Raw genomic sequence first — 21,431 nt, forward strand, 5'->3', positions numbered from 1 at the left:
TGAAAGATTAATTTATCTTCACCTTATTTAAGGCGCTCACCTTAAGTATCGGGCATCAAGCATTGGGCATTGACATTCCTCCCCTTTGTACTTTACAGTTATGATCGCAAAACAAGTATGTAACCAACTATAACTATTAATAATTAATAATCCTTCGGAGCACGTATCATGGCAAAACCATTAATACAATTGGCATTAGATTCTCTAGATTTCGATCAAACAATAGGGCTTGCGACACAAGCAGCACCCTATGTTGACATTTTCGAAGTTGGAACGCCATGTGTAAAACATAACGGCGTCAATATAGTCAAGGAACTGAAAGCAAGATTTCCAGATAAACTGGTTTTAGTCGATCTTAAGACTATGGACGCTGGCGAGTATGAAGCCACACCTTTTTATGCAGCAGGAGCCGATATCTGCACGGTATTGGGCGTATCCGGTCTTGCCACCATTGCCGGCGTTGTCAAAGCAGCAAACGCGCACGGCGCAGAAGCGCAAGTCGATCTCATTAATGTGCCGGATAAAGTAGAGTGCGCCAGAGAATCCGCCAGAGCAGGCGCCCATATTATCGGAGTTCACACCGGCCTTGATGCGCAGGCTGCCGGCCATACTCCATTTAGCGACTTGAATGATATCGCCAGATTGGGCCTGAACCTCAGAATTTCAGTAGCTGGCGGCATTAAACAGGCGACCGTTCAGGACGTTGTGCATGCGGGCGCCAACATTGTCGTTTGCGGTGCCGCAATATATGGAGCGCCTTCACCTGCCGAAGCCGCTCGTGAAATCCGCGAACTGGTTGAAGCCGCATAATTATGCATCAGCAACTTATAACAGAAAAGATCTCAAGTATTCTTGAGGCCACAGACGATACGTATGAGGTAAAGCTTACCCAGCTGCTTGACAATGCCAAGCGCATCTTCATCGCCGGTGCGGGACGCTCCAGACTGGTCGGCAATTTTTTTGCGATGAGACTGGTGCACGGCGGTTATGATGTAAACGTAGTGGGTGAGATTGTTACGCCGAGTATTAAAAAGGGTGACTTGTTGATCATTATTTCCGGTTCGGGAGAAACGGAGCAGTTAATCGCATTCACCAAACGCGCCAGGGAAATAGGCGCTAACATTGTTTTGATTTCTGCGAAAAGTGACTCGACAATTGGCGATATGGCAGATGCAGTGTTCCAGATAGGCCGCTCCGAGCAGTATGGTAAAGTGAAAGGCATGCCAATGGGAACGGTATTTGAATTGTCTACATTGATCTTTTTGGAAGCAATTATTTCCCATATCATACATGAAAAAGGCATTTCTGAAGAAGTAATGAGATCAAGGCACGCTAATCTGGAATGAGTCAATGAACGGGTGGCCATCGTCACTCGTTCCAATGTATGCAGAATAGTAAAAATCGATAAAATTTATTGATTAAGCATTTCACTAATTATAATAATTAACCGACTAAGGAGAAGACTATGACTTCGCGCCGTGAATTAGCGAATGCCATACGCGCATTGAGCATGGATGCCGTTCAGAAAGCAAATTCTGGGCATCCGGGCGCACCCATGGGAATGGCGGATATTGCCGAAGTTTTGTGGAACGACTTTATGCGCCACAACCCCTCTAATCCGAAATGGTCAAATCGCGACCGCTTCGTTCTTTCAAATGGCCACGGCTCAATGCTGCTGTATTCCTTGCTGCATCTGACCGGTTATGATCTGCCCCTTGAAGAACTGAAAAACTTTCGTCAGCTTCATTCAAGGACGCCAGGCCATCCTGAATATGGTTATGCACCCGGTATAGAAACCACTACCGGCCCGTTGGGCCAGGGCATTACCAATGCAGTGGGCATGGCTATTGCTGAAAAAGCATTGGCAGCTCACTTCAACAAAGATGGTCATAAAATTGTTGCCCATAAAACCTATGTATTCATGGGCGACGGTTGCCTTATGGAAGGCATCTCGCACGAAGCGTGCTCATTGGCAGGTACGCTGGGATTGGGCAATCTGATTGCCTTCTGGGACGACAACGGCATTTCTATTGATGGTCATGTTGAAGGCTGGTTTACCGACGATACGCCCAAGCGTTTTGAAGCGTATGGCTGGCATGTTATTGCCAATGTGGATGGTCATGATTCCAATGCTTTACATAAAGCCATTGAATTTGCGAAAGCCATGACTGATAAGCCTACCCTGATTTGCTGCAAGACAACGATTGGTTTTGGTTCGCCCAATAAAGCCGGTACTCATGGGTGTCATGGGGCGGCCTTGGGTCAGGACGAAATTAATCTGACCAAGGCGGCGCTCGGTTGGGATCACGAGGCATTCGAGGTTCCCGCCGAGGTGTATGCCGGTTGGGATGCCAGGGCTAAAGGAGCCAAGGCTGAGAAAGAATGGAATGATAGCTTTGCCGCGTATAAATCAGCCTATCCCGAGCTGGCTGTTGAATATGAGCGTCGTATGACCGGTGACTTGCCGGAAAACTGGACTCAGGATGCAGATAAATTTATCAGCGCTGTTAATGACGAAGCGAAAACCACAGCGACAAGGCTTTCCTCATTGGCATCGATTGAAGGCTATGCCAGGTTATTGCCTGAATTGTTCGGAGGTTCTGCCGATCTAGGCGGTTCAAATATGACTGAATGGTCAGCTTACCGTCCCATGCGAGCCAATAAGCCTGATGCAAACTATATCAATTATGGCGTACGAGAATTTGGCATGTCTGCCATTTTAAATGGTCTTGCGCTTCATGGCGGCGTAATTCCTTTTGGGGCGACTTTCCTGATGTTCTCAGAATATGGGCGCAACGCATTGCGAATGGCATCGTTGATGAAAATTCGTTCGATTTTTGTGTATACCCATGATTCAATTGGTTTGGGCGAAGACGGACCAACCCATCAGCCCGTGGAACAGACGGCGACGCTGCGCTTGATTCCATTCATGCAGGTTTGGCGGCCTTGCGATGCGGTAGAAACAGCCGTCTCCTGGAGAGCGGCTATTGAACGCAAGGATGGACCTTCCATTCTGATCTTCTCGCGCCAGAATTTGCCGCATATGCCTCGAACTCCCGAGCAGATTAAAGCTATTTACCGCGGCGGTTATATTTTGAGCGACTGTGAAGGACAGCCCGAAGCCATCATCATTGCCACAGGATCGGAAGTCGAACTGGCCGTTAAAGCAGCGGATGCGCTAACATCCAAAGGCAAGAAAATTCGTGTTGTTTCAATGCCTTCTACAAACATTTTTGATTGTCAGGATGCGCAATATCGGGAGTCGGTTCTGCCCTCATCTGTGACTAAAAGGGTAGCGGTAGAAGCCGGTGTAACGGATGGATGGTGGAAATATGTAGGAAGCAACGGCAGGGTAGTGGGCTTAAATCGCTTTGGGGAATCAGCGCCGGCGGGCCAGCTTTTTAAAGAGTTTGGCTTCACTGTTGAAAACGTCGTAAACAACGTGGAAGCCATACTTTAAATATAAAAGACGAATAATGGGAATCATGGGTATTGCTTTTGGCGAAAGCAGGCTGTTTTTTACGAGTATGTGATCTTCCTGTCCAGCCCATCGAGATCTAAATCAGCTTTTTATGAATAATCAGGTGAAGAATGTGAAAAAAAATAATTTAATAAACAGTTTATTTGCAGGCCTGCTTTTAGCAAGTCCTATTGCAGGTGCGGAACAATATCCTGCAGCGGACTTTCAGCCGAAGGTCATTTACCAGGACGAGACTTATCAACCCAGCAAATCTGAAACAGCAGACACAACAAGCGAGCCGTCTGTTTCGAAATCAGAAACCGCTAGCGAAGCAGATTCGCAATACCCGGCTGCCCACTTTCAGCCAAAGGTTCTTTACAAGGATGCCGATTATAAGCCCAGCCAGGCTCTTACCGAAAACCCGGTAGCGGCGGCGCCGAGTCCAGCTTCAAGCGGAGCCTCACAAACAACAACTGAAAAAGCCGCCAGCAGCTTAAGTGAATTTTGGCCTGGTTTAATCATTCTGGCCTTGGCGGGACTGGTCTACTTTAAAAAACAATCTAAAGCCAAGAAAGTTGAGACTAAGCCTTCAGTATCTTCCGGTGCTGCAGGCCAACTTACCGGCGTTGCTAAATACTTAAACCGGTCTTCAGGCACAGGAGTGGCTAGATACCTGGAAAAACATGTCAAATCAGGCTCGGGAGCAACAGGAGTTGCCAAATACATAGCAAAGACTGCGGGATCAGCAAGAGGATCTGCAACCGGCGTTGAAAAATATATGCGCGAACGAGGTTAAGGATGGAGCCGAATGCTGCGAGAGGCTTCGTTTTTCCGGCTGTAGCTGGATTATTTTGGTTCAGGAAACGATCTAAAGCTCAGGAATTGCAAAGTTCGACTGTATATTCTGACGATGCCAAGGGATCTACCGGAGTAACCAGATACTTGGCTGCCAGACCTTCTGCGACAAGTGTTGCCAGATATCTGGAAAGAAAACAAACATCTCCAGCAACTGGTGTGACCAAATACTTAATAAAGCAGGCACTATCAGCCAGACAAACACTGCCGCTAACAGGCGTAGCCAAATATTTGGCTAAAACAGAACGTGAGGTGCCCTCTGCAAGCGGAGTGGATAAATACTTGGCAAAGCAAGTTCTTAACGCAAGAGATAGGCCTGCATTAAGTGGAGTTGAGAAGTATATTGCCAAACAGCTTAAAGCTGCCGGAGAACTTACTTTACTGACCGGAGTCGCCAAGTATCAGGCGGAACAGGCCTTATGTGCCCGAAAAAAAGCCGCTAAGGCTTTAATAGCCAAGTATTTGGAAGAGGAGCGGGCGGCCAAAGCCAAAGAAGAGGAAGCTCTAGCCAGCGAAAGAACGAAGTCTCAGGAAGAACAGTCTATCCCTGTTACAGAGGAGCCGGCGGCAACCGGAGTTGGCCGGTATATACAAAATCAAATGATATTGGCCCGGCAACAACCGCCGGTAAGCGGAGTTACCAAGTATCTGGCCAGGCAAATGGTATTGGAAAGTAAAAAACCGGTTCCATCGAGTGTGGCTAAATATTTGTCCAGAAATTATACAACTCCAAAAGTAAAACCGGTATTGAGCGGAGTTGCTCAATATTTGCAAGAGCAATCCATCGCTTCAAATAAAAGACCGGTTCGGTCCGGCGTTGCCAAATATTTGGCAAGACAGTATGCAACTCCAAGAATAAAATCGGTTACAAGCGGAGTTGCAAAGTATCTGGCCGATCATTCTGCAGCAGCTAGGGAAAAGCCGGTTGCCGTTATAGCTAATGGATATTTGGCAGACTCGGCAGTATCTGCTCAAACAAAGGCACAATCCGGAGTCTCCCGCTATCTGGAGAAACAGGTTACGTCTATGAAAGATTCCTTAGCCTCAACTGCAACCGAAGTGGAAAGGTTTCTGGAAGTGGAAAGGTTTCTGGAAGGTGAGTTCATTTCGGCTAAAGACATTGCAACACCTACGGGCGTTTCCAAATATTTGGAAGGACAGGTTATATTGGCAAAACAGAAAATTACCGGCGTTTCCAGCTATCTGGGAGAGCATCTATCCGGAACTAAAAATATAGCTCCAGGTCTGACTGGAGTTGATAGGTATTTACTCAAGAGAGCTTGGTAAACAACGCCGATATCAAATTTTCTGCGATTACTGAAATATGTCAGGTTTTAATTGCTGACTTACATAAATAGTAAGAGGAGAATAATTTAAGCCCAAAAAGCTAGAGACACCTGATTATCAAAGCCAAGGCAAAAATATCCAATTAACAATAAGAGATTGGAAAAATTCTGGAAATTGCTTTTAAATCCGGATGAATTTTTGCAGATTACAGGAAAATAATTTGCCTGTTGTTAAGTATGCATTCCAGCTTAGCTTCTGTTAGAATTTGAACAAGAATGGTTTCGATAATTTAATTGTCAGTTCACGATTTATTCGACATTCATTTTTATTTCGGAACACGATGTATTTAAATGTCGATTTTTTACTCAAAAATAAAAGGTACTAATTATGGCAAAGAATTTACTTGAACAACTTCGGGAGATGACCGTGGTTGTGTCTGATACGGGCGATATCCAGGCTATCGAAACCTTCAAACCCCAGGACGCCACTACTAATCCTTCTTTAATTACAACTGCCGCACAAATGCCGCAATATCAAGGCATAGTCGATGACACGTTAAAAAGCGCCAGAGCAACGCTCGGCGACGATGCGCCGGCGGCACAGGTGGCTTCACTTGCTTTTGACCGGCTAGCTGTGTCCTTCGGCTTAAAAATACTTGAGATAATTCCAGGCCGGGTTTCCACTGAGGTGGACGCGCGCCTTTCCTATGACACTGAAGCGAGTATTGCCAAGGGCCGCGAACTAATTGCCCAATACGAAGCGCAGGGCGTTTCCCGCGAGCGGGTACTCATCAAGGTTGCTTCAACCTGGGAAGGCATTCAGGCCGCAGCGATTCTGGAAAAAGAAGGGATCCATTGCAATTTGACGCTGCTATTCGGCCTGCATCAGGCAATCGCCTGTGCCGAAAGCGGTGTCACTTTGATATCCCCCTTTGTGGGGCGCATTCTGGACTGGTATAAGAAAGATACGGGACGCGATTCTTATCCGGCCGCTGAAGATCCGGGTGTTTTATCAGTGACCGAGATTTACAACTATTATAAAAAATTTGGTTACAAGACCGAGATTATGGGTGCAAGTTTCAGAAATATCGGTGAAATTATGGAACTGGCCGGCTGCGATTTATTGACCATTGCCCCTTCCCTGTTGGCCGAATTACAGTCTAGCGAGGGCGATCTGCCCCGTAAACTGGATCCGAAAAAAGCTGCCGACGCGCCTATTGAAAAAATAGTTATGGATAAGGCAACGTTTGACCGGATGCACAAAGAAAACAGAATGGCCACCGACAAACTAGCGGAAGGCATTGCCGGGTTTGAGAAATCATTAGAGTCCCTGGAAGACTTTTTGTCAGCCCGTCTGTCAGCATTGGAAGCAAAGGAAAAAATCAGCCATACCGCATAAAAAGCCTGCTATTAAAACCTCTTATTCAGTCCAGAATTGGAGGTTTTATTTACCCGCGAGTTATATGGCTCTTGCATACTATAGAAAATAATATCATTTTTAATAAAAATCCAATATGTCACAAAAAATTTTAGACGTAGTAAAACCCGGTGTCGTCAACGGCGACGGCGTGCAGAAAATATTTGCTGTTTGTAAAGCAAACAAATTTGCACTGCCCGCGGTAAATGTAATTAATACTGATTCAATCAATGCGGTACTGGAAGCAGCTGCAAAGGTAAAATCCCCGGTATTTATTCAGGTTTCCAACGGTGGAGCTCAATTTTTTGCGGGTAAAGGCCTTAAACTGGAAGGCCAGCAACCGGCCATTCTGGGCGCCATGTCTGCGGCTCAACATGTCCATACAGTGGCTGAAGCCTATGGTGTGCCAGTAATTTTACACACGGATCATGCCGCGAAGAAACTGTTGCCGTGGATTGACGGTTTGCTGGATGCTGGCGAAAAACGCTTTGCTGAAACCGGCAAGCCTTTGTTCAGCTCTCATATGCTGGATTTATCTGAAGAAAGTTTGAAAGAAAACATTGAAATCTGTGCCAGATATTTAGCCCGCATGTCCAAGATGGGTATGACGCTTGAGATAGAATTGGGCGTGACAGGCGGTGAAGAAGACGGGGTTGATAATACCGGCATGGATCATTCCTTGCTATACACTCAGCCTGAAGATGTGGCCTATGCCTATGAAGAACTGAGCAAGATCAGTCCCCGGTTCACCATTGCCGCATCTTTTGGTAATGTGCACGGGGTTTACAAGCCCGGGAATGTTAAACTGACGCCAACCATTTTGGCCAATTCACAAAAGTATGTAACCGAGAAATACGGCGTAGCTGACAACACATTGGATTTTGTTTTTCATGGGGGCTCCGGTTCAACGGCTGGCGAGATCAAGGAGTCAATTAGCTATGGCGTGATTAAGATGAACATTGACACGGATACCCAATGGGCTACCTGGGAAGGCGTAATGCAATACTACAAGAAAAATGAAGGGTATCTACAACGTCAAATCGGCAATCCGGAAGGCGACGATAAACCGAATAAAAAATATTATGATCCGCGAGTTTGGCAACGCGCCGGCCAGGTAGGCATGGTAACGCGTTTAGAACAAGCTTTCCGTGAATTGAACGCAGTTAACTCTTTGTAAAAGCCGCCAGATATCCGAGGTATTTTTATAAAAAGGGATTTATTTTTCTCTAGATTGCTGATGAATTAAATTTTAGTCTCCAGGCCAAGGTTTTTATCCAATAAAAAATGAGCGGCTCGATTTTTAACTCCAGCAGCAGTGCTGCACAAAGAGTTTCTTAATTAGCAAGATGCTTCAGTTGAATAATTGCATGCGTTTGGAAAGGCCAATAGCAATGGTGGTTCTAAGAAGATGCAATTGGAAAGTAGGAAGTTGGAAGTGATGATTGAAGCGATAAGTGAATGCGGCCAGAAAATTTTAAGGCCTGGCTGGAGAAACCAAAGGCATGATAAGCACCGCTAATATAAGGTTGGGACTTGCCTGAAATAGTATGCCAATTAGAAAAGTATTTGTCGTTCCAGCCTGCCTGTTACAATACCTGCCGACTCGATTCAAGGCCTCATCCATCAGTATCCATCGGCGACCGATAGTAGATTCCCCCCTTTGTCGCCCAGACCTTACTTGTCGTATGTGCAAGGGTAACTTGGGAGTGTCCTTTTACAGGCGTTCGGTAAACTCGCGCTTTTTCTTGCCTTAACCATCCATTCTGCCAAACTTTCTCTGTTACTTCGAATCTCATATTCCGAGTCTCCGGTAACCGATCTGCCCAGTTCATGTTTCCTTAACTTTATAATTATTAAAATAAACCTCCGACCCTGCTAAATCCGGCGCGCAATATAGATATGCAGTAATGAAAGCTCAAATCGCTCAGAACTGTTGGGCGTAAGCAGGATTTTTTTACTTCTCAACAAATTTCAAAAAACACCTTATTGAATTGAATAATTGATGGGGCAAGGTGGTAAGTCCTATTAAGGTGCCAACTCACTGGCATCATTAACCCGGTGAGCGTCTAAGGACAAGCCGAATTGTTCATTTAAGAATCATTTTTAACAATACATTGACAGTTGCTGATGCCGCCAATCATGTTTATGTATAATGCATATTCGGGTTATGGATGATCAATAAAATAATAAATATAGCAAGAGACTATGGCAGAAAGAGGAAAAAGGCGCGGATCCAGATATACCACTAAAAGGATGTCGAATAAGCCGCGTTCACATTGGTTCAGAAATACGGTGCTAATACTTTTCGCTGGCTTTACTTTCGTTTTACTGAGTTATCTGGGCTACCTGGATTACAATATTCGCAAACAGTTTGAAGGTAAAAGGTGGGCTATTCCGGCTCGGGTTTATGCCAATCCTGTCGAGCTTTATGACGGCTATAATCTGACTGAAACAAAATTCGAAGAACTGCTGCAGGTGCTGCATTATCGGCAGGATGCGCGTTTGTCTTCGGAAGGAACCTATTTTAAAAAGGGCTATGACATCAGCGTAAAAACGCGTAATTTTACATTCTGGGATCAACAGCAGCCCAGCAGTCTCATACGGCTGAATTTTACCGGTTCCGGCATTTCCCGAATAACAGATTTAAAAGAAGCAAAAGACATTGCCATAATCCGCATGGATCCTGTGCAAATCGGCAGTTTTTATCCCACTATAAAAGAAGACAGGATTTTAATTAAACTGAAAGATGCGCCTGATGCTCTCATTAAAGGTCTGCTCGCTACGGAAGACAGGGATTTTTATCAGCATTTCGGCATTTCATTTCGGGCAATAGCCAGAGCGGTTTGGGCGAATCTTATTGCCGGCGGCATTGTTCAGGGTGGCAGCACCATTACCCAGCAACTGGTTAAAAACTTTTATTTAACCTCGGAGCGAAGCCTGACGCGTAAAGTAAACGAGGTATTTATGGCCTTGATTCTGGAATACCGCTACAGTAAGAATGAAATTCTGGAGGCTTATTTAAATGAAGTCTATCTGGGTCAGGATGTCGGTAGCGCCGTTCATGGTTTTGGTCTGGCCAGTGAATTCTATTTTGGCAGTTCTTTAAAGGATCTGCCGCTGGAACAGATAGCTTCGCTGGTTGCACTGGTTCGAGGCCCTTCTTTTTATGACCCGCGGCGCTATCCCGATCGAGCCCTGCAGCGGCGGAATCTGGTGCTTAATGAAATGGAAACCGAAGGCTACATTACCGAAAAACAGGCTGATGATGCGAAAGCAAAGCCGTTAAATGTAATTGCGAACACGCATCGTTCAGTTAACCGATATCCTGGCTTTCTGGATTTGGTTAAACGTCAGCTAAGCCAGGAATACCGCGAGGAAGATTTAACATCACAAGGTCTGAGAATTTTTACCACGCTGGATACAGTGATTCAGAATAAATTGGAACAGACCGTAGCCGCTAAATTAAATCAGCTGGAAAAATTGCCGAAAGCTAAAAATCTGGAAGCTGCAGTGGTGGTCACGCGCAGAGATAGCGGTGAGATTGCCGCGCTGGCGAGTAGTCGTGATAATTCAGCCGCCGGCTTTAACCGCGCTTTGGATGCAGTCCGGCCGATAGGTTCGTTAATAAAACCAATCGTCTATTTGACGGCGCTGGAATATCCCAACCGATACACAATTACCACACCGGTCAGCGATACGGCTATTATGGTTAAAGGTCAGAACGGTACGGATTGGCGGCCAAAAAACTATGACCATAAAGAACATGGCAATATTGGCCTGCATACTGCACTGGCGCATTCCTATAATTTAGCCACAGTACGCATAGGCATGGATGTCGGTGTAGCAAGAACGGCTAAAACGTTAAGAAACATGGGCGTCACCAGAGCAGTCGATTTATTTCCGTCACTATTTTTGGGCGCAGTACAATTAACGCCCATTGAGGTCACCCAAATGTATCAGACCTTGGCCGGGGATGGCTTCTCCACGCCATTAAAGGGCATCAGGGCGGTAGTAGCGGCCGATGGCGAGCACTTGCAAAGCTACCCTTTTACTGTTAAGCAAGCAGTTGATCCTTCTGCTGCCTATATCGTCAATACGATATTGCAGGAGGCTATGCATGAAGGGACAGGGCGCTCTGCTTATTCCTATTTCCCGAGAGATTATGGCCTGGTTGGGAAAACCGGCACCACCAATGATTCCAAAGACAGCTGGTTTGCAGGTTACAGCGGTGATTATCTGTCTGTAGTCTGGGTGGGCAGGGATGATAATAAGCCGGCCGGTTTGACAGGAGCCAGTGGCGCCTTGCAGGTTTGGATACCTTTAATGAGGCAGATTTCAAGTCAGCCGGTGAATCTGATTCCGCCCGATAATATTCAAATGGCCTGGATTGATCCAGCCAACGGTTTACTGGCCAGTCAGACTTGCCCGGGGGCAAGACAGTACCCCTATATTGCCGGGTCGGCGCCGATTGCCTACTCTCCGTGCGCAGAACTGCCTGTCAGCCCGATAAAATCCTGGCTTAATGATTTATTACCGAACGATTTCTAAAAATAATAGTTATGAATAAAGTAAATTTTTTTCAACTGGTTTTGATAGGGTTGGTTTTTCATACCGGCACGGGCTATGCCGAAGATAAACCCGTTAAGCAATTGAAAGCCTTTCTGGCTGCCTCAAAATCACTTACAGCTGATTTTAAACAGGTGCTGATTGATGAAGCCGGCAACCCTGCTCAAACCAGTTATGGCGTTTTTTATCTCCAGCGGCCAGGAAAATTTCGCTGGGATTATCAAAAACCGTTTCAACAGCAAATTGTTTCCAATTCAGGCAAGGTCTGGTTTTATGACGCTGATCTGGAGCAGGTTACCATCAAGAAGCTGGATGAGTCGCTGGGCTCTACTCCGGCATTACTGCTAAGCGGCGACGTATCGCTGGAAGATAATTACACGATGGAACAGCAAGGCGTCGATGGCGATATGCAATGGATAAAGCTGTTACCTAAAAATTCAGAAAGCAGTTTTAAATATATATTGATAGGTTTGAATAAAGGCTCGCTGGGCGGAATGGAGATAAGCGATAATTTTGGCCAGCTTACCCGTATATATTTTTCCCATGTTGTGCTGAATCCGCCTATTAAACAGACTGTATTTCGATTTCAAGCACCCAAGGGGGTCGATGTTTTTGCTGAATAAAATCAGAACTCAGGGCGAAAGAACCGGGGCGGGAATTTTTTATCTAGCAGCTTTTCCCCTTGGGCCTGTCTTTGCGTCATGAACGAAGATTTGACCCGGCCACTCGCCGACAGGATGCGGCCCTTATTATTGGATGATTATGTGGGTCAGCAGCATATTTTGAAACCCGGCAAGCCGCTTTATGAGGCAATCGCATCCGGCCGGCTGCACTCGATGATTTTTTGGGGGCCGCCCGGCACTGGCAAGACTACGCTGGCCCGATTAATCGCCCATCATTCAAATGCGGAATTTATGTCGGTTTCCGCGGTATTGGCCGGTGTTAAGGAAATCAGGGCTGCTGTTGAAGAGGCTAAAAAAATCCGCAAGGAGCAAGCCAGACGCACGATTTTATTTGTTGACGAAGCACATCGTTTTAATAAATCCCAACAGGACGCTTTTCTTCCACATCTGGAAGACGGCACAGTTTACTTTATAGGCGCAACGACTGAAAACCCGTCTTTTGCCCTCAATAACGCCTTGTTGTCGCGGGCTCGCGTTTATGTGCTTAATTCATTAGGCAGCGAAGATTTGCTTGCTGTGTTAAAAAAGGCGCTGACTGATAAGAAACGGGGTCTGGGCGGTCTGGCTATTGAAATGCCGGATGAAATTAAAATTCAATTCGCCCAGGCTGCTGACGGCGATGCCAGGACGTTATTAAATTTACTTGAAATCGCCGTCGAGCTTGCCGCTGCAAAAGACAGTCGGACTCTTGATGAGGCCATCGCAGCCGAAGTGCTTTCCGGCGGCGTCAGGCGTTTTGATAGGCAGGGCGACGAATTTTATAACCAGATTTCCGCCTTGCATAAATCCGTACGCGGCAGTTCTCCCGATGCTGCGCTTTATTGGCTGTGCAGAATGATGGACGGCGGCTGTGATTTGGCTTATTTAGCCCGGCGAATCATCAGAATGGCATCCGAAGATATAGGCAATGCGGATCCCAGAGCCCTTCAGATTGCCATCAATGCCTGGGAAACTCAGGAACGGCTGGGCAGCCCCGAAGGCGAGCTGGCCTTGGCGCAGGCTGTTGTATATCTGGCTTGCGCGCCTAAAAGTAATGCAGTTTATATGGCCTATAATGCCGCTATGCATGATGCCAGAAAAAGCGGCAGTCTGGCTGTTCCGGCGCATTTAAGAAATGCGCCTACAAAATTAATGAAATCGCTGGATTACGGCAAGGACTATCGCTACGTCCATAATGAACCGGAAGCTTATGCGGCCGGTGAAAACTATTTGCCGGCTGAACTGGCAGGTGCGCATTATTACCAGCCTGTGGAAAGAGGGTTGGAGATTAAAATCAAGGAAAAACTAAAGCATCTGAAAGACCTGGATAAAAAATTCCCGCTTTAGCTATTCCAATCTACCCTATCCGCATTCGCCCGAGACGGTTTTAATTGTTGGCTGAATACTTCCTGGAGCCAAGATTTTGCATTTGCCTGAGTATCCAGAGTTGTCGCCTGAATAAATAGCGCGAGGGCTGTGTTGCCCGAAATCGTAACGGATTAGGTAAAGTTGCCGCCAGCATGGCCGCCTGCGACCGGCTGAGTTGCTTTGCGGAGACGCCAAAATAGCGCTGACTTGCCGCCTCTATGCCAAATAAATGATCGCCGAATTCAGCTATGTTAAGGTAAACCAGCAATATCCGTTCCTTGCTCCACAAGCCTTCTATGAGCAGGGTAAACCATACCTCAAGGCCCTTGCGGAGGAAATTTTTGGAAGGCATCAGAAATAAATTTTTAGCGACTTGCTGTGAAATGGTACTCGCTCCCCTGAGCCGTCCGCCATCCATATAAACATTAATTGAGGATTGTATGGAGTGCAGGTCAAATCCCGAGTGCTCAAAAAAGCGTTGGTCTTCGGCCGCAATAACGGCTGAATACGCATGAGGAGAAATTTTTTTTGAGCTTACCCAGTGGTAGCGAATTGATTTGAATAATCGGCCTTCCGCCAAATCCTGAGCATGCCGGTATAACATAAAGGCTGATGTTGGCGGAGGCAGCCAGCGCAGCAATGTTACCAGAACGATCGATGATGCCATAAACGTCAGTAGTAAATAAAGCAGCACATTCCGCAGCCTTACTCCCATAGATAACGATCGACGCCGCCTGCTCCTTGAGGAATGAAATTTTTTTGCCAAGCTGTAATTAACTACCGACTCTCAATCATGAATAGATGCTTTCATTCCTGTTTTTTAGACAACAGGGCTTCAGGCTTAATTTTTATCTATCATAAAGCCGATAGACGCCGATTAACAATCAACTTGTGCGGGCTTTGCAGATAAGTTTCCGGAACACTTGTTGGCCCTAACTTTTTCAAGCAAGAAATTTCCAGGGCTTGAAGGTACTGGCCAGGAATTTATCCTGATAGACATGGGCAATTTTCAAGTAAGTACAATAAGAGCCAATGTCTGGCAAGTTAAAAAATGCGATAATTATGCTGTTTGTAATATTATGACAGGCAATCGATTATCATTATGAAAAGGAATTTCCAGCATGCAGATCAGTAAAGCGATATGTCTGGTATTGAGTCTATTGCTCGGGTTTTTTGCAGGCATGGCAAAAGCCCGGCCAAAAAGTGATTTGGTCAAAATTAAAAACCTTCAGGAGAATGTAGCCAAATTAAAACCGGCTGATAGCGACGTCTCTGGCAGAGTTCAAGAACCAGGCAGACGAATAGTCACGTCTTTAAAAATTCCGCAGCTGCAAAAGGCCACCGTCTTACTGCCCAATGTTGTTAATATCCCGGCTGGGTGTTTCCAGATGGGCAGTTCGGAAACAGAAAAGGGGCGCAGTGATGACGAAATGCTTCACCGAGTCTGTATCAAAGGTTTTAAAGTGGCCAAAACTGAAGTGACTGTAGAAGAGTTCAGCAGATTTGTCATTGCCACGCATTTTATTACTGATGCAGAACAGAATAGAGAAGAACAAGGCTGCTGGAGCTATGAAAAAAACTCTAAAAAGCCCTGGGCTTGGCGGTCATGGGCAAGCTGGAAGAAGCCTATTCAGGGTCCCTATCTGATAAAAACCTGGCCCGTTTCCTGCGTAAGTTTGAACGATGTAATGGCTTATATTGATTGGTTGAACCGGGAAACGGGCCAGCAATACAGGCTGCCTACAGAAGCCGAATGGGAATATACAGCCAGAGCAAAAACCGCAACTGCACGGTATTGGGGAAATAATCCTGATATAGCTTGCGGCTATGCGAATGTAGCTGACAACACAAAATCAGGGTCCTTCAAATGGCCTGAGACGCATAATTGCCAGGATGGTTATTTTTATGCGGCTACCGTAGGTAAATTTCGCGCCAATAACTTTAATCTTCATGACATGCTGGGCAATGTATGGGAATGGACATGCTCGAAATATGAGGAGAAATATACTGGTAATGAAGATGTTTGCATTAATGCAAAACCGGTTAATGAGTTATTGATTTCAATTCGCGGCGGCGGGTGGAATGCAGACGCCGCCAGACTTCGGGCCGCATCCCGTAATTGGAGTGTAGCCTGGTCGCGCCAGGCCAATCTTGGTTTCCGGCTGGTTAAAGTGCGCTAACGACTGAACTGATTCCGGCTTCAGCCATAGCTATTGGATAGGGCCGGCTGGCGTTTCGGTTTCGACCTGGGGCGCTGCTTCTTCGACAGCAGGTGTTGTTGCGCCTTCAACAGCTGACCCGGAACGGGATCCTGCGGAGCCCACTTCTTTTGATTCAAGCAAAACTTTCGCATCCGGTCCCATAGGTACGGAAAAATCAGTAGATGAAATGATATTCTTGCTATGCAAGTCAACAATTCGAAGCGATACATAGGCGTTTTTCTTCCCCGGAGCATATACGCCGCCTACTATTACCGCCGGACGATAAGGCTTAAGCTCGGCTTTGGCATCATCGGAAAGGTGCAGGGCGCCTTTATCCTGCATGACAAACAGATCTATCGGCATTTCCATGCCAATAATCTGATAGCCTGAATTATGAAAAGCCGAAGCGATCTGGTCTGAAATAATACGACCAAATGAAGAAGTCTTGTTCAAGTTATCTACATTCAGAAGCGTACTGACGACTACCAGGGAATTTTTAGGCAGCGTCCTTTTAAGATTATCTTTAAGCTCGCAAGTTGCATCATAGCTGACTTCGACCAGATCTGCGTCTTTCGTTTCATACTGACGGAAATAGGCGCAGCCATTCATCGATGCGATTAGCAGAGCTGAAATGAAAATGGTCGCTGTTTTTAACATTCTTAATCTCCTTGACTATAGGTTTCTGAGCATAACGGCTTTCAGGTATTCCTTTTTCTATTATGCAGTGCTTATCTTCGGGTGAAGGGTATAAAAGCTAAAAGATTATAAAAATCCTCTTAAATACTAGTTTATCACTGAATCGGTGGCAAGCCGGGAAAATTTGAACTTTGCAATTAATGAGCTTTGGTTCTCGCCTTTTTCCCGAGCAAGCAGTTATAAAAAAATCTCAAAAAGCCTCATAATTGCAGTAGATAAGAAAGCCGGCGTTACGGTATAGTTAAATTCGTCTACGGGTAAAGCTCATGATTGAAACCGATGTCATTATTATCGGGGCGGGCGCAGCGGGGCTGATGTGCGCCATTGAAGCGGGCAAACGCGCCCGCAGGGTGAGGGTTTTGGATCATGCCAATAAAGCGGGGAAAAAAATTCTGATGTCCGGAGGCGGCCGCTGTAACTTCACTAATTATTTTATTGAACCCGGACATTTCATTTCCACTAATCCGGATTTTTGCAAGTCCCCGCTGAGCCGCTATAGCCCGTGGGACTTTCTGGCTTTAATCGAAAAATACCGGATAGCATTTCATGAAAAAGATCACGGACAGTTGTTTTGTAATGAAAGCGCCAGAAGTATTCTGGCTATGCTGTTATCAGAATGCGCTCAGGCCGGCGTGATTGTGCAGTTGAATACGCGCATAGATGCCATTGAACGACTCGCCAAGCAATTTTATATAAAAACCGGTAACGGCGGTTTTGTCTGCAAATCGCTGGTCATCGCGACAGGCGGATTATCAATACCCAAGATGGGCGCTACGCCCTTGGGCTATAAAATTGCCGAGCAATTTGGCATACCTGTGGTATCAACGCGAGCAGGTCTGGTGCCTTTAACCCTGCATCCGGCGGATAAAGATAAACTTTCACCTTTATCCGGAATTGCGCAGCCGTGCCTGATCAGCAATAAAAATCAAAGCTTTCAGGAGAACATCCTGTTTACTCATCGCGGACTGAGCGGGCCGGCCGTGCTACAAATTTCGTCCTATTGGCAGCCTGGAGAAGAGCTTATCGTTAACCTGCTGCCTCAGGTAATTTTAAGCGCAGAGCTGAAATCAAAGCGGCGGCAAAAAATAAAAAGCACTTTAAAAACCATTCTGGATAACTATTTGCCCAGGCGATTGATCAGGTGCTTATTAAATGAGGATTTGCTGAATTTGTCATTACAGGATTTATCTGACCGGCAGCTTCAGCAGATTTCTGATCAGCTTCAGAACTGGTCAATCAGGCCCAATGGCACTGAAGGCTATCGTACCGCCGAAGTTACCCTCGGTGGAGTTGACTGCAATGCTATTTCTTCTAAAACGATGGAAAGCAAGAAGATAGCGGGACTTTATTTTATTGGCGAGGTTATGGATGTGACCGGCTGGCTGGGCGGCTACAACTTTCAATGGGCATGGTCATCGGGGTGGTGTGCGGGCCAGTATGTATAAAAAATATTAATTCGCACAATGTTTGCAACCTATAAACAATTGCATAGGTATGAACCTGCCCTGGTTACAAGAGCTGGTCCTGATCTATACTTTACTCCTCTTCCAGATAGTATTTCAGATGCTGAACAAAGCATAAACTGGCCCTGAAGATTTGAAGCCAGCGCTTCATGCGCCCAGCTCTAGCTGAAACGTCGGGATTTTCAGCTGAAACAAGAGAAGACTTATTATGATCCTTTTATTAAAAAACGATGAAACCCTTCCTTAATAAAAATTCCGTTACTAATCTGATCGCCGTTGCTATTATTTTAACAGGCTACCTTTTTCAACAGGAATTAATCAAATCAGTTGGTTTTTTTGCCCTGTCCGGTGCCATCACGAATTGGTTGGCAATTTATATGCTATTTGAGGAAGTTCCTTTTTTATACGGTTCTGGCGTTATACCGAACCGGTTTGAAGAATTTAAGTTCTCAATCAAGCAACTGATGATGCAGCAGTTTTTTACCCTGAACAATATTGAACAGTTTATTGAAACTGAGGAACAGCAGGCCGGCAAGGTGCTGAATCTTACGCTTTTGCTAAAGGCGATCGATTATGACAAAATTTATGAAAGCCTGGTCTCATCGATTATGGCATCCTCTTTTGGCGGCCTGTTGGTGATGATGGGCGGAGAAGAAGCTCTGGCGCCGTTAAAAGCCCCGGTTACCGAAAAAATAAAAATCACTGTGGCCGAAATGGTTGAGTCCAACCATTTTAAATCCGCCCTGCAGCATAGCCTGGATGCTCACAAAATCAGCGAAGATATTATCGGTAAAATTGAAACAGTGATTGATAAACGCCTCAATGAATTAACTCCGCAACTGGTCAAGGAGATGGTTCAGGCGATTATTCGCGAGCATCTGGGCTGGCTGGTGGTGTGGGGCGGCGTATTCGGCGGCTTGCTGGGCGCCTTGTTCGTGTACTTTTAATGGCTGGCGTGGATTTGGCCTTTGAGGAATTCGGCAGGCAGGATGATTTGCCCCTGATCATCCTGCATGGTTTTTTTGCGTCCTCGCGTAACTGGCGAAGCGTAGCGGAAAAATTGTCGGCTGAATTTCATGTTTACGCGCTGGATCTACGCAATCATGGCAACTCTCCTCACCATCCTCTTATGGATTATCCCGCCATGGCAGCCGATCTGTTGCTGTTTCTTGATAATCACCGGTTAAAATCAGCCAGTTTGCTGGGCCATAGCATGGGCGGCAAGGTGGCCATGTGGTTTGCGCTTAATTATCCCGGCTATGTCCATAAACTCATTGTTGTTGATATTGCGCCGGTGAGCTACCCGCATAGCTTCGATGAGCTGATTCTGGCGTTAAAGGAATTGCCGCTGGGTGAAATCAGCAATCGTAAACAGGCCGAGATGCGGCTTGCCTCTGCTATTCCGGCATTGAGTTACCGGCAGTTTCTGCTGCAAAATCTTGTTTTGAAAAATAGCGCTTATTGCTGGCGAATTGATCTGGATATTTTTTACCGCATGGCGCCGAATATTATAGCGTTTCCGGATGCCAGTCATTTGGCCCCATTTACGGGAGAAGCCTTGTTTATTGCCGGCGAAGATTCAGACTATATCAAGCCTGATGACATAGCCGGATTATTTCCCCAAGCTACTCTGAAGGTTATCGCCAAGGCCGGACACTGGCTGCATGTGCAGCAGCCGGAGGTTTTTATAGCGCTGGTGGAAAAATTTTTACAACATGAGTAAAAAAAAACCTCTTGCTGCCGATAGTTATCGTCAGCTAAAACAGGTTTTTGATTATGCAGGCGTGGCTACGGGTTATTATCATTACTTTATTACCGCTAAGCATGCGGAGCTTTGCGGATTATTATCAGACCCCTATGCAGGAGGTCCAGTGGCAGGCCACGGGCAGCCGCACTGTCTGTTATTTGCAGCAGCTTATTCCCTTTTACGGCAGCGCTGATTTTATCCAACGGGCCGGCGAACCCCTGCAGTTTTCAATACAGGAACAACGCCATAAGTCTCCTGTGATCAAGGCCACTTTAACAGCCATGCCCTCGCCGTGGATGCCTGATGCGGCATTTTCTTCCTCTGCCTATCCGGTCTATCTGGATCAAGCGGGTGACAGTGACGGCTACGGCCGGTTATCAGTATACGGCGATGCGGCCGAATCGATGCTTGACATTTTATTACAGGGACACTATCCAACCTTTACCTACCTGCGAAATTCTTCTGTCATTAATCTCGAAGAAACCCGCGTTGAGGTATCTTCAATCAACTTTAGCGATAGCTATAAAGAATTCCTGAATTGCCGTAATAATCTGCATCCGGTTGCGGCGCAAAATTATACGGTTCAAACTCGAGTGCAGGAACAGCAAAAACAGGACATTCAAAACCTGCAAAGCAGCACCTTGTTTTTTAATCAAGGCAGTAACCGCCTGAATATATTGGCTAAGCGGGAACTTGCTAAAATTGCTGATTACATGAAACAGTCTTCGGAAATGAAGGTTATTGTCAGTAGTGATACGGCAGTAGCCGGTACTGACAGAGAATGGTTTGCCCGCAGGGCCGCTGTTGTTATTGCACAACTGAAACAGATGGGCATTTCAGCAAACAGAGTATCAGTCAGGCAATCTTTATCTTCCTGGTCTGAAAGACAAGATAAAGTCATCGCACTTCATGTATTCGGTCCCGATGACTTGAGATTTTTTTATTTTACCGATAGCAATAATACAAGTTTGCATTCAAAAGATAAACAGCGGCTGGATTTGCTGGCCCGATATATACGTGAATATTTTAATCAAGGCAGGCTGGTCATCAGTAGTCATACTGATAGCAAGGGTTCAAGAATCGATAATCAGGCCGCTGCCCGGAAAAGAGGCGAAAATTTCAAGAGTTACCTCGAAAGGAAGGGCGTACCCGCTGCCATGATTCATATCAAAGCCTATGGTGAAGAGCGGCCGATCAGAACCAACCGGCGGCCTGAAGGACGTGCGTTAAACAGGCGAGTAATGATTGATTTTGTTGGCTGATTGCCTATCATAAGCCGAATTTTTTATAATATGACGATAAGCTGATAAATTATAAAAATTGATGTTCAGTCAGCTTGGCTGCACATGCAGTTTTTTAGCTTTATAATTAATGAATTGTGTTGGCATGCAATTGCAGTTATCTTAATAAGCAGTTTCATATAAAAATAAGGAGAAACCGGATGTCAAAAGGTCAAAATTTGCAGGATAATTTTCTAAATACGCTTAGAAAGGAGCATACCCCTGTTTCAATTTTCCTTGTTAATGGAATAAAATTACAGGGAAAGGTAGATTCGTTTGATCAGTATGTGATCATGCTGAAAAATACCGTCAGTCAGATGGTTTATAAACATGCTATATCGACAATTGTACCGAGTAAGGCAGTCAAACTTATTCGGGATGACGAAACAGGCGAGTAATCGCTTTCATCACTTCAGGCAAGTCTCTTGTT

18 protein-coding genes are annotated in these 21,431 nt (G+C 45.8%); 16 read left to right on the forward strand and 2 right to left on the reverse strand.

Annotation, left to right across the window (positions count from 1 at the left end):
• Nucleotides 1–168 precede the first annotated feature (168 nt).
• The 10 genes from hxlA (at nt 169) to HUX64_RS18575 (ending at nt 13,593) form a co-directional block, all read left to right on the forward strand.
• Entirely contained in the window at nt 169–810 is a 642-nt protein-coding gene (hxlA, locus tag HUX64_RS18530; protein ID WP_174627665.1) for a 3-hexulose-6-phosphate synthase, read from the forward strand.
• Between the two features lie 2 nt (nt 811–812).
• The gene (gene hxlB / locus HUX64_RS18535; protein ID WP_174627666.1) at nt 813–1,346 is read left to right on the forward strand and encodes a 6-phospho-3-hexuloisomerase; all 534 of its coding nucleotides are present in this window, start codon (nt 813–815) and stop codon (nt 1,344–1,346) included.
• 119 nt (nt 1,347–1,465) lie between these two features.
• On the forward strand, nt 1,466–3,460 hold the full coding sequence (gene tkt / locus HUX64_RS18540) for a transketolase (protein ID WP_174627667.1): 1,995 nt from the start codon (nt 1,466–1,468) through the stop codon (nt 3,458–3,460).
• 133 nt (nt 3,461–3,593) lie between these two features.
• Nucleotides 3,594–4,256: a hypothetical protein gene (locus HUX64_RS18545; protein WP_246247135.1), complete on the forward strand. Its 663-nt coding sequence runs from the start codon at nt 3,594–3,596 to the stop codon at nt 4,254–4,256.
• A gap of 218 nt (nt 4,257–4,474) precedes the next feature.
• The gene (locus HUX64_RS18550; RefSeq protein WP_174627668.1) at nt 4,475–5,602 is read left to right on the forward strand and encodes a hypothetical protein; all 1,128 of its coding nucleotides are present in this window, start codon (nt 4,475–4,477) and stop codon (nt 5,600–5,602) included.
• A gap of 387 nt (nt 5,603–5,989) precedes the next feature.
• Complete coding sequence (locus HUX64_RS18555) at nt 5,990–7,000, forward strand: transaldolase (protein ID WP_174627669.1); 1,011 nt, start codon at nt 5,990–5,992, stop codon at nt 6,998–7,000.
• Between the two features lie 115 nt (nt 7,001–7,115).
• Nucleotides 7,116–8,195, forward strand: a complete 1,080-nt coding sequence (fbaA, locus tag HUX64_RS18560; protein ID WP_174627670.1) for a class II fructose-bisphosphate aldolase — start codon at nt 7,116–7,118, stop codon at nt 8,193–8,195.
• A 1,028-nt stretch (nt 8,196–9,223) separates the two neighbouring features.
• Complete coding sequence (mrcB, locus tag HUX64_RS18565; RefSeq protein ID WP_174627671.1) at nt 9,224–11,566, forward strand: penicillin-binding protein 1B; 2,343 nt, start codon at nt 9,224–9,226, stop codon at nt 11,564–11,566.
• A gap of 11 nt (nt 11,567–11,577) precedes the next feature.
• Entirely contained in the window at nt 11,578–12,207 is a 630-nt protein-coding gene (lolA, locus tag HUX64_RS18570; protein ID WP_174627672.1) for an outer membrane lipoprotein periplasmic chaperone LolA, read from the forward strand.
• Between the two features lie 78 nt (nt 12,208–12,285).
• The gene (locus tag HUX64_RS18575; RefSeq protein ID WP_174627673.1) at nt 12,286–13,593 is read left to right on the forward strand and encodes a replication-associated recombination protein A; all 1,308 of its coding nucleotides are present in this window, start codon (nt 12,286–12,288) and stop codon (nt 13,591–13,593) included.
• Between the two features lie 40 nt (nt 13,594–13,633).
• Here the strand turns inward: HUX64_RS18575 and mtgA are convergent, their stop codons facing one another.
• Nucleotides 13,634–14,329, reverse strand: coding sequence for a monofunctional biosynthetic peptidoglycan transglycosylase (gene mtgA / locus HUX64_RS18580; RefSeq protein ID WP_174627674.1), 696 nt, complete (start codon nt 14,327–14,329; stop codon nt 13,634–13,636).
• A 406-nt stretch (nt 14,330–14,735) separates the two neighbouring features.
• Here mtgA and HUX64_RS18585 point away from each other — a divergent pair, with 406 nt between their 5' ends.
• Nucleotides 14,736–15,794, forward strand: coding sequence for a formylglycine-generating enzyme family protein (locus HUX64_RS18585; protein WP_174627675.1), 1,059 nt, complete (start codon nt 14,736–14,738; stop codon nt 15,792–15,794).
• A 30-nt stretch (nt 15,795–15,824) separates the two neighbouring features.
• Here HUX64_RS18585 and HUX64_RS18590 read toward each other — a convergent pair whose 3' ends face one another.
• Nucleotides 15,825–16,472, reverse strand: coding sequence for a FlgO family outer membrane protein (locus tag HUX64_RS18590; RefSeq protein WP_174627676.1), 648 nt, complete (start codon nt 16,470–16,472; stop codon nt 15,825–15,827).
• 305 nt (nt 16,473–16,777) lie between these two features.
• Between HUX64_RS18590 and HUX64_RS18595 the strand changes: the two genes are divergently transcribed.
• The 5 genes from HUX64_RS18595 to hfq all read left to right on the forward strand — a co-directional run bounded on the left by HUX64_RS18595 (nt 16,778) and on the right by hfq (nt 21,399).
• Entirely contained in the window at nt 16,778–17,956 is a 1,179-nt protein-coding gene (locus tag HUX64_RS18595) for a BaiN/RdsA family NAD(P)/FAD-dependent oxidoreductase (protein WP_174627677.1), read from the forward strand.
• A 248-nt stretch (nt 17,957–18,204) separates the two neighbouring features.
• Nucleotides 18,205–18,921 carry a DUF445 domain-containing protein gene (locus HUX64_RS18600; protein WP_174627678.1) on the forward strand — a complete coding sequence of 239 codons (717 nt, stop codon included), beginning with the start codon at nt 18,205–18,207 and terminating at the stop codon, nt 18,919–18,921.
• Nucleotides 18,921–19,697: an alpha/beta fold hydrolase gene (locus tag HUX64_RS18605; protein ID WP_174627679.1), complete on the forward strand. Its 777-nt coding sequence runs from the start codon at nt 18,921–18,923 to the stop codon at nt 19,695–19,697. The genes HUX64_RS18600 and HUX64_RS18605 overlap by 1 nt, the downstream gene beginning before the upstream one ends.
• A gap of 53 nt (nt 19,698–19,750) precedes the next feature.
• Nucleotides 19,751–20,983, forward strand: coding sequence for an OmpA family protein (locus HUX64_RS18610; protein ID WP_174627680.1), 1,233 nt, complete (start codon nt 19,751–19,753; stop codon nt 20,981–20,983).
• A 179-nt stretch (nt 20,984–21,162) separates the two neighbouring features.
• Complete coding sequence (hfq, locus tag HUX64_RS18615) at nt 21,163–21,399, forward strand: RNA chaperone Hfq (protein ID WP_174627681.1); 237 nt, start codon at nt 21,163–21,165, stop codon at nt 21,397–21,399.
• The last annotated feature ends 32 nt before the right edge of the window (nt 21,400–21,431 follow it).

The sequence above is a fragment of the Candidatus Methylobacter favarea genome, assembly GCF_902806695.1.
Taxonomy (GTDB): domain Bacteria; phylum Pseudomonadota; class Gammaproteobacteria; order Methylococcales; family Methylomonadaceae; genus Methylobacter_B; species Methylobacter_B favarea.

Bases quoted from the DNA above. Each gene is read 5' to 3' on its own strand.
- hxlA (WP_174627665.1), top strand. From the start codon at position 169: ATGGCAAAACCATTAATACAATTGGCATTAGATTCTCTAGATTTCGAT.
- hxlB (WP_174627666.1), top strand. From the start codon at position 813: ATGCATCAGCAACTTATAACAGAAAAGATCTCAAGTATTCTTGAGGCC.
- tkt (WP_174627667.1), top strand. From the start codon at position 1,466: ATGACTTCGCGCCGTGAATTAGCGAATGCCATACGCGCATTGAGCATG.
- HUX64_RS18555 (WP_174627669.1), top strand. From the start codon at position 5,990: ATGGCAAAGAATTTACTTGAACAACTTCGGGAGATGACCGTGGTTGTG.
- fbaA (WP_174627670.1), top strand. From the start codon at position 7,116: ATGTCACAAAAAATTTTAGACGTAGTAAAACCCGGTGTCGTCAACGGC.
- mrcB (WP_174627671.1), top strand. From the start codon at position 9,224: ATGGCAGAAAGAGGAAAAAGGCGCGGATCCAGATATACCACTAAAAGG.
- lolA (WP_174627672.1), top strand. From the start codon at position 11,578: ATGAATAAAGTAAATTTTTTTCAACTGGTTTTGATAGGGTTGGTTTTT.
- HUX64_RS18575 (WP_174627673.1), top strand. From the start codon at position 12,286: ATGAACGAAGATTTGACCCGGCCACTCGCCGACAGGATGCGGCCCTTA.
- mtgA (WP_174627674.1), bottom strand. From the start codon at position 14,329: ATGGGAGTAAGGCTGCGGAATGTGCTGCTTTATTTACTACTGACGTTT.
- HUX64_RS18585 (WP_174627675.1), top strand. From the start codon at position 14,736: ATGCAGATCAGTAAAGCGATATGTCTGGTATTGAGTCTATTGCTCGGG.
- HUX64_RS18590 (WP_174627676.1), bottom strand. From the start codon at position 16,472: ATGTTAAAAACAGCGACCATTTTCATTTCAGCTCTGCTAATCGCATCG.
- HUX64_RS18595 (WP_174627677.1), top strand. From the start codon at position 16,778: ATGATTGAAACCGATGTCATTATTATCGGGGCGGGCGCAGCGGGGCTG.
- HUX64_RS18600 (WP_174627678.1), top strand. From the start codon at position 18,205: ATGAAACCCTTCCTTAATAAAAATTCCGTTACTAATCTGATCGCCGTT.
- HUX64_RS18605 (WP_174627679.1), top strand. From the start codon at position 18,921: ATGGCTGGCGTGGATTTGGCCTTTGAGGAATTCGGCAGGCAGGATGAT.
- HUX64_RS18610 (WP_174627680.1), top strand. From the start codon at position 19,751: ATGCAGGCGTGGCTACGGGTTATTATCATTACTTTATTACCGCTAAGC.
- hfq (WP_174627681.1), top strand. From the start codon at position 21,163: ATGTCAAAAGGTCAAAATTTGCAGGATAATTTTCTAAATACGCTTAGA.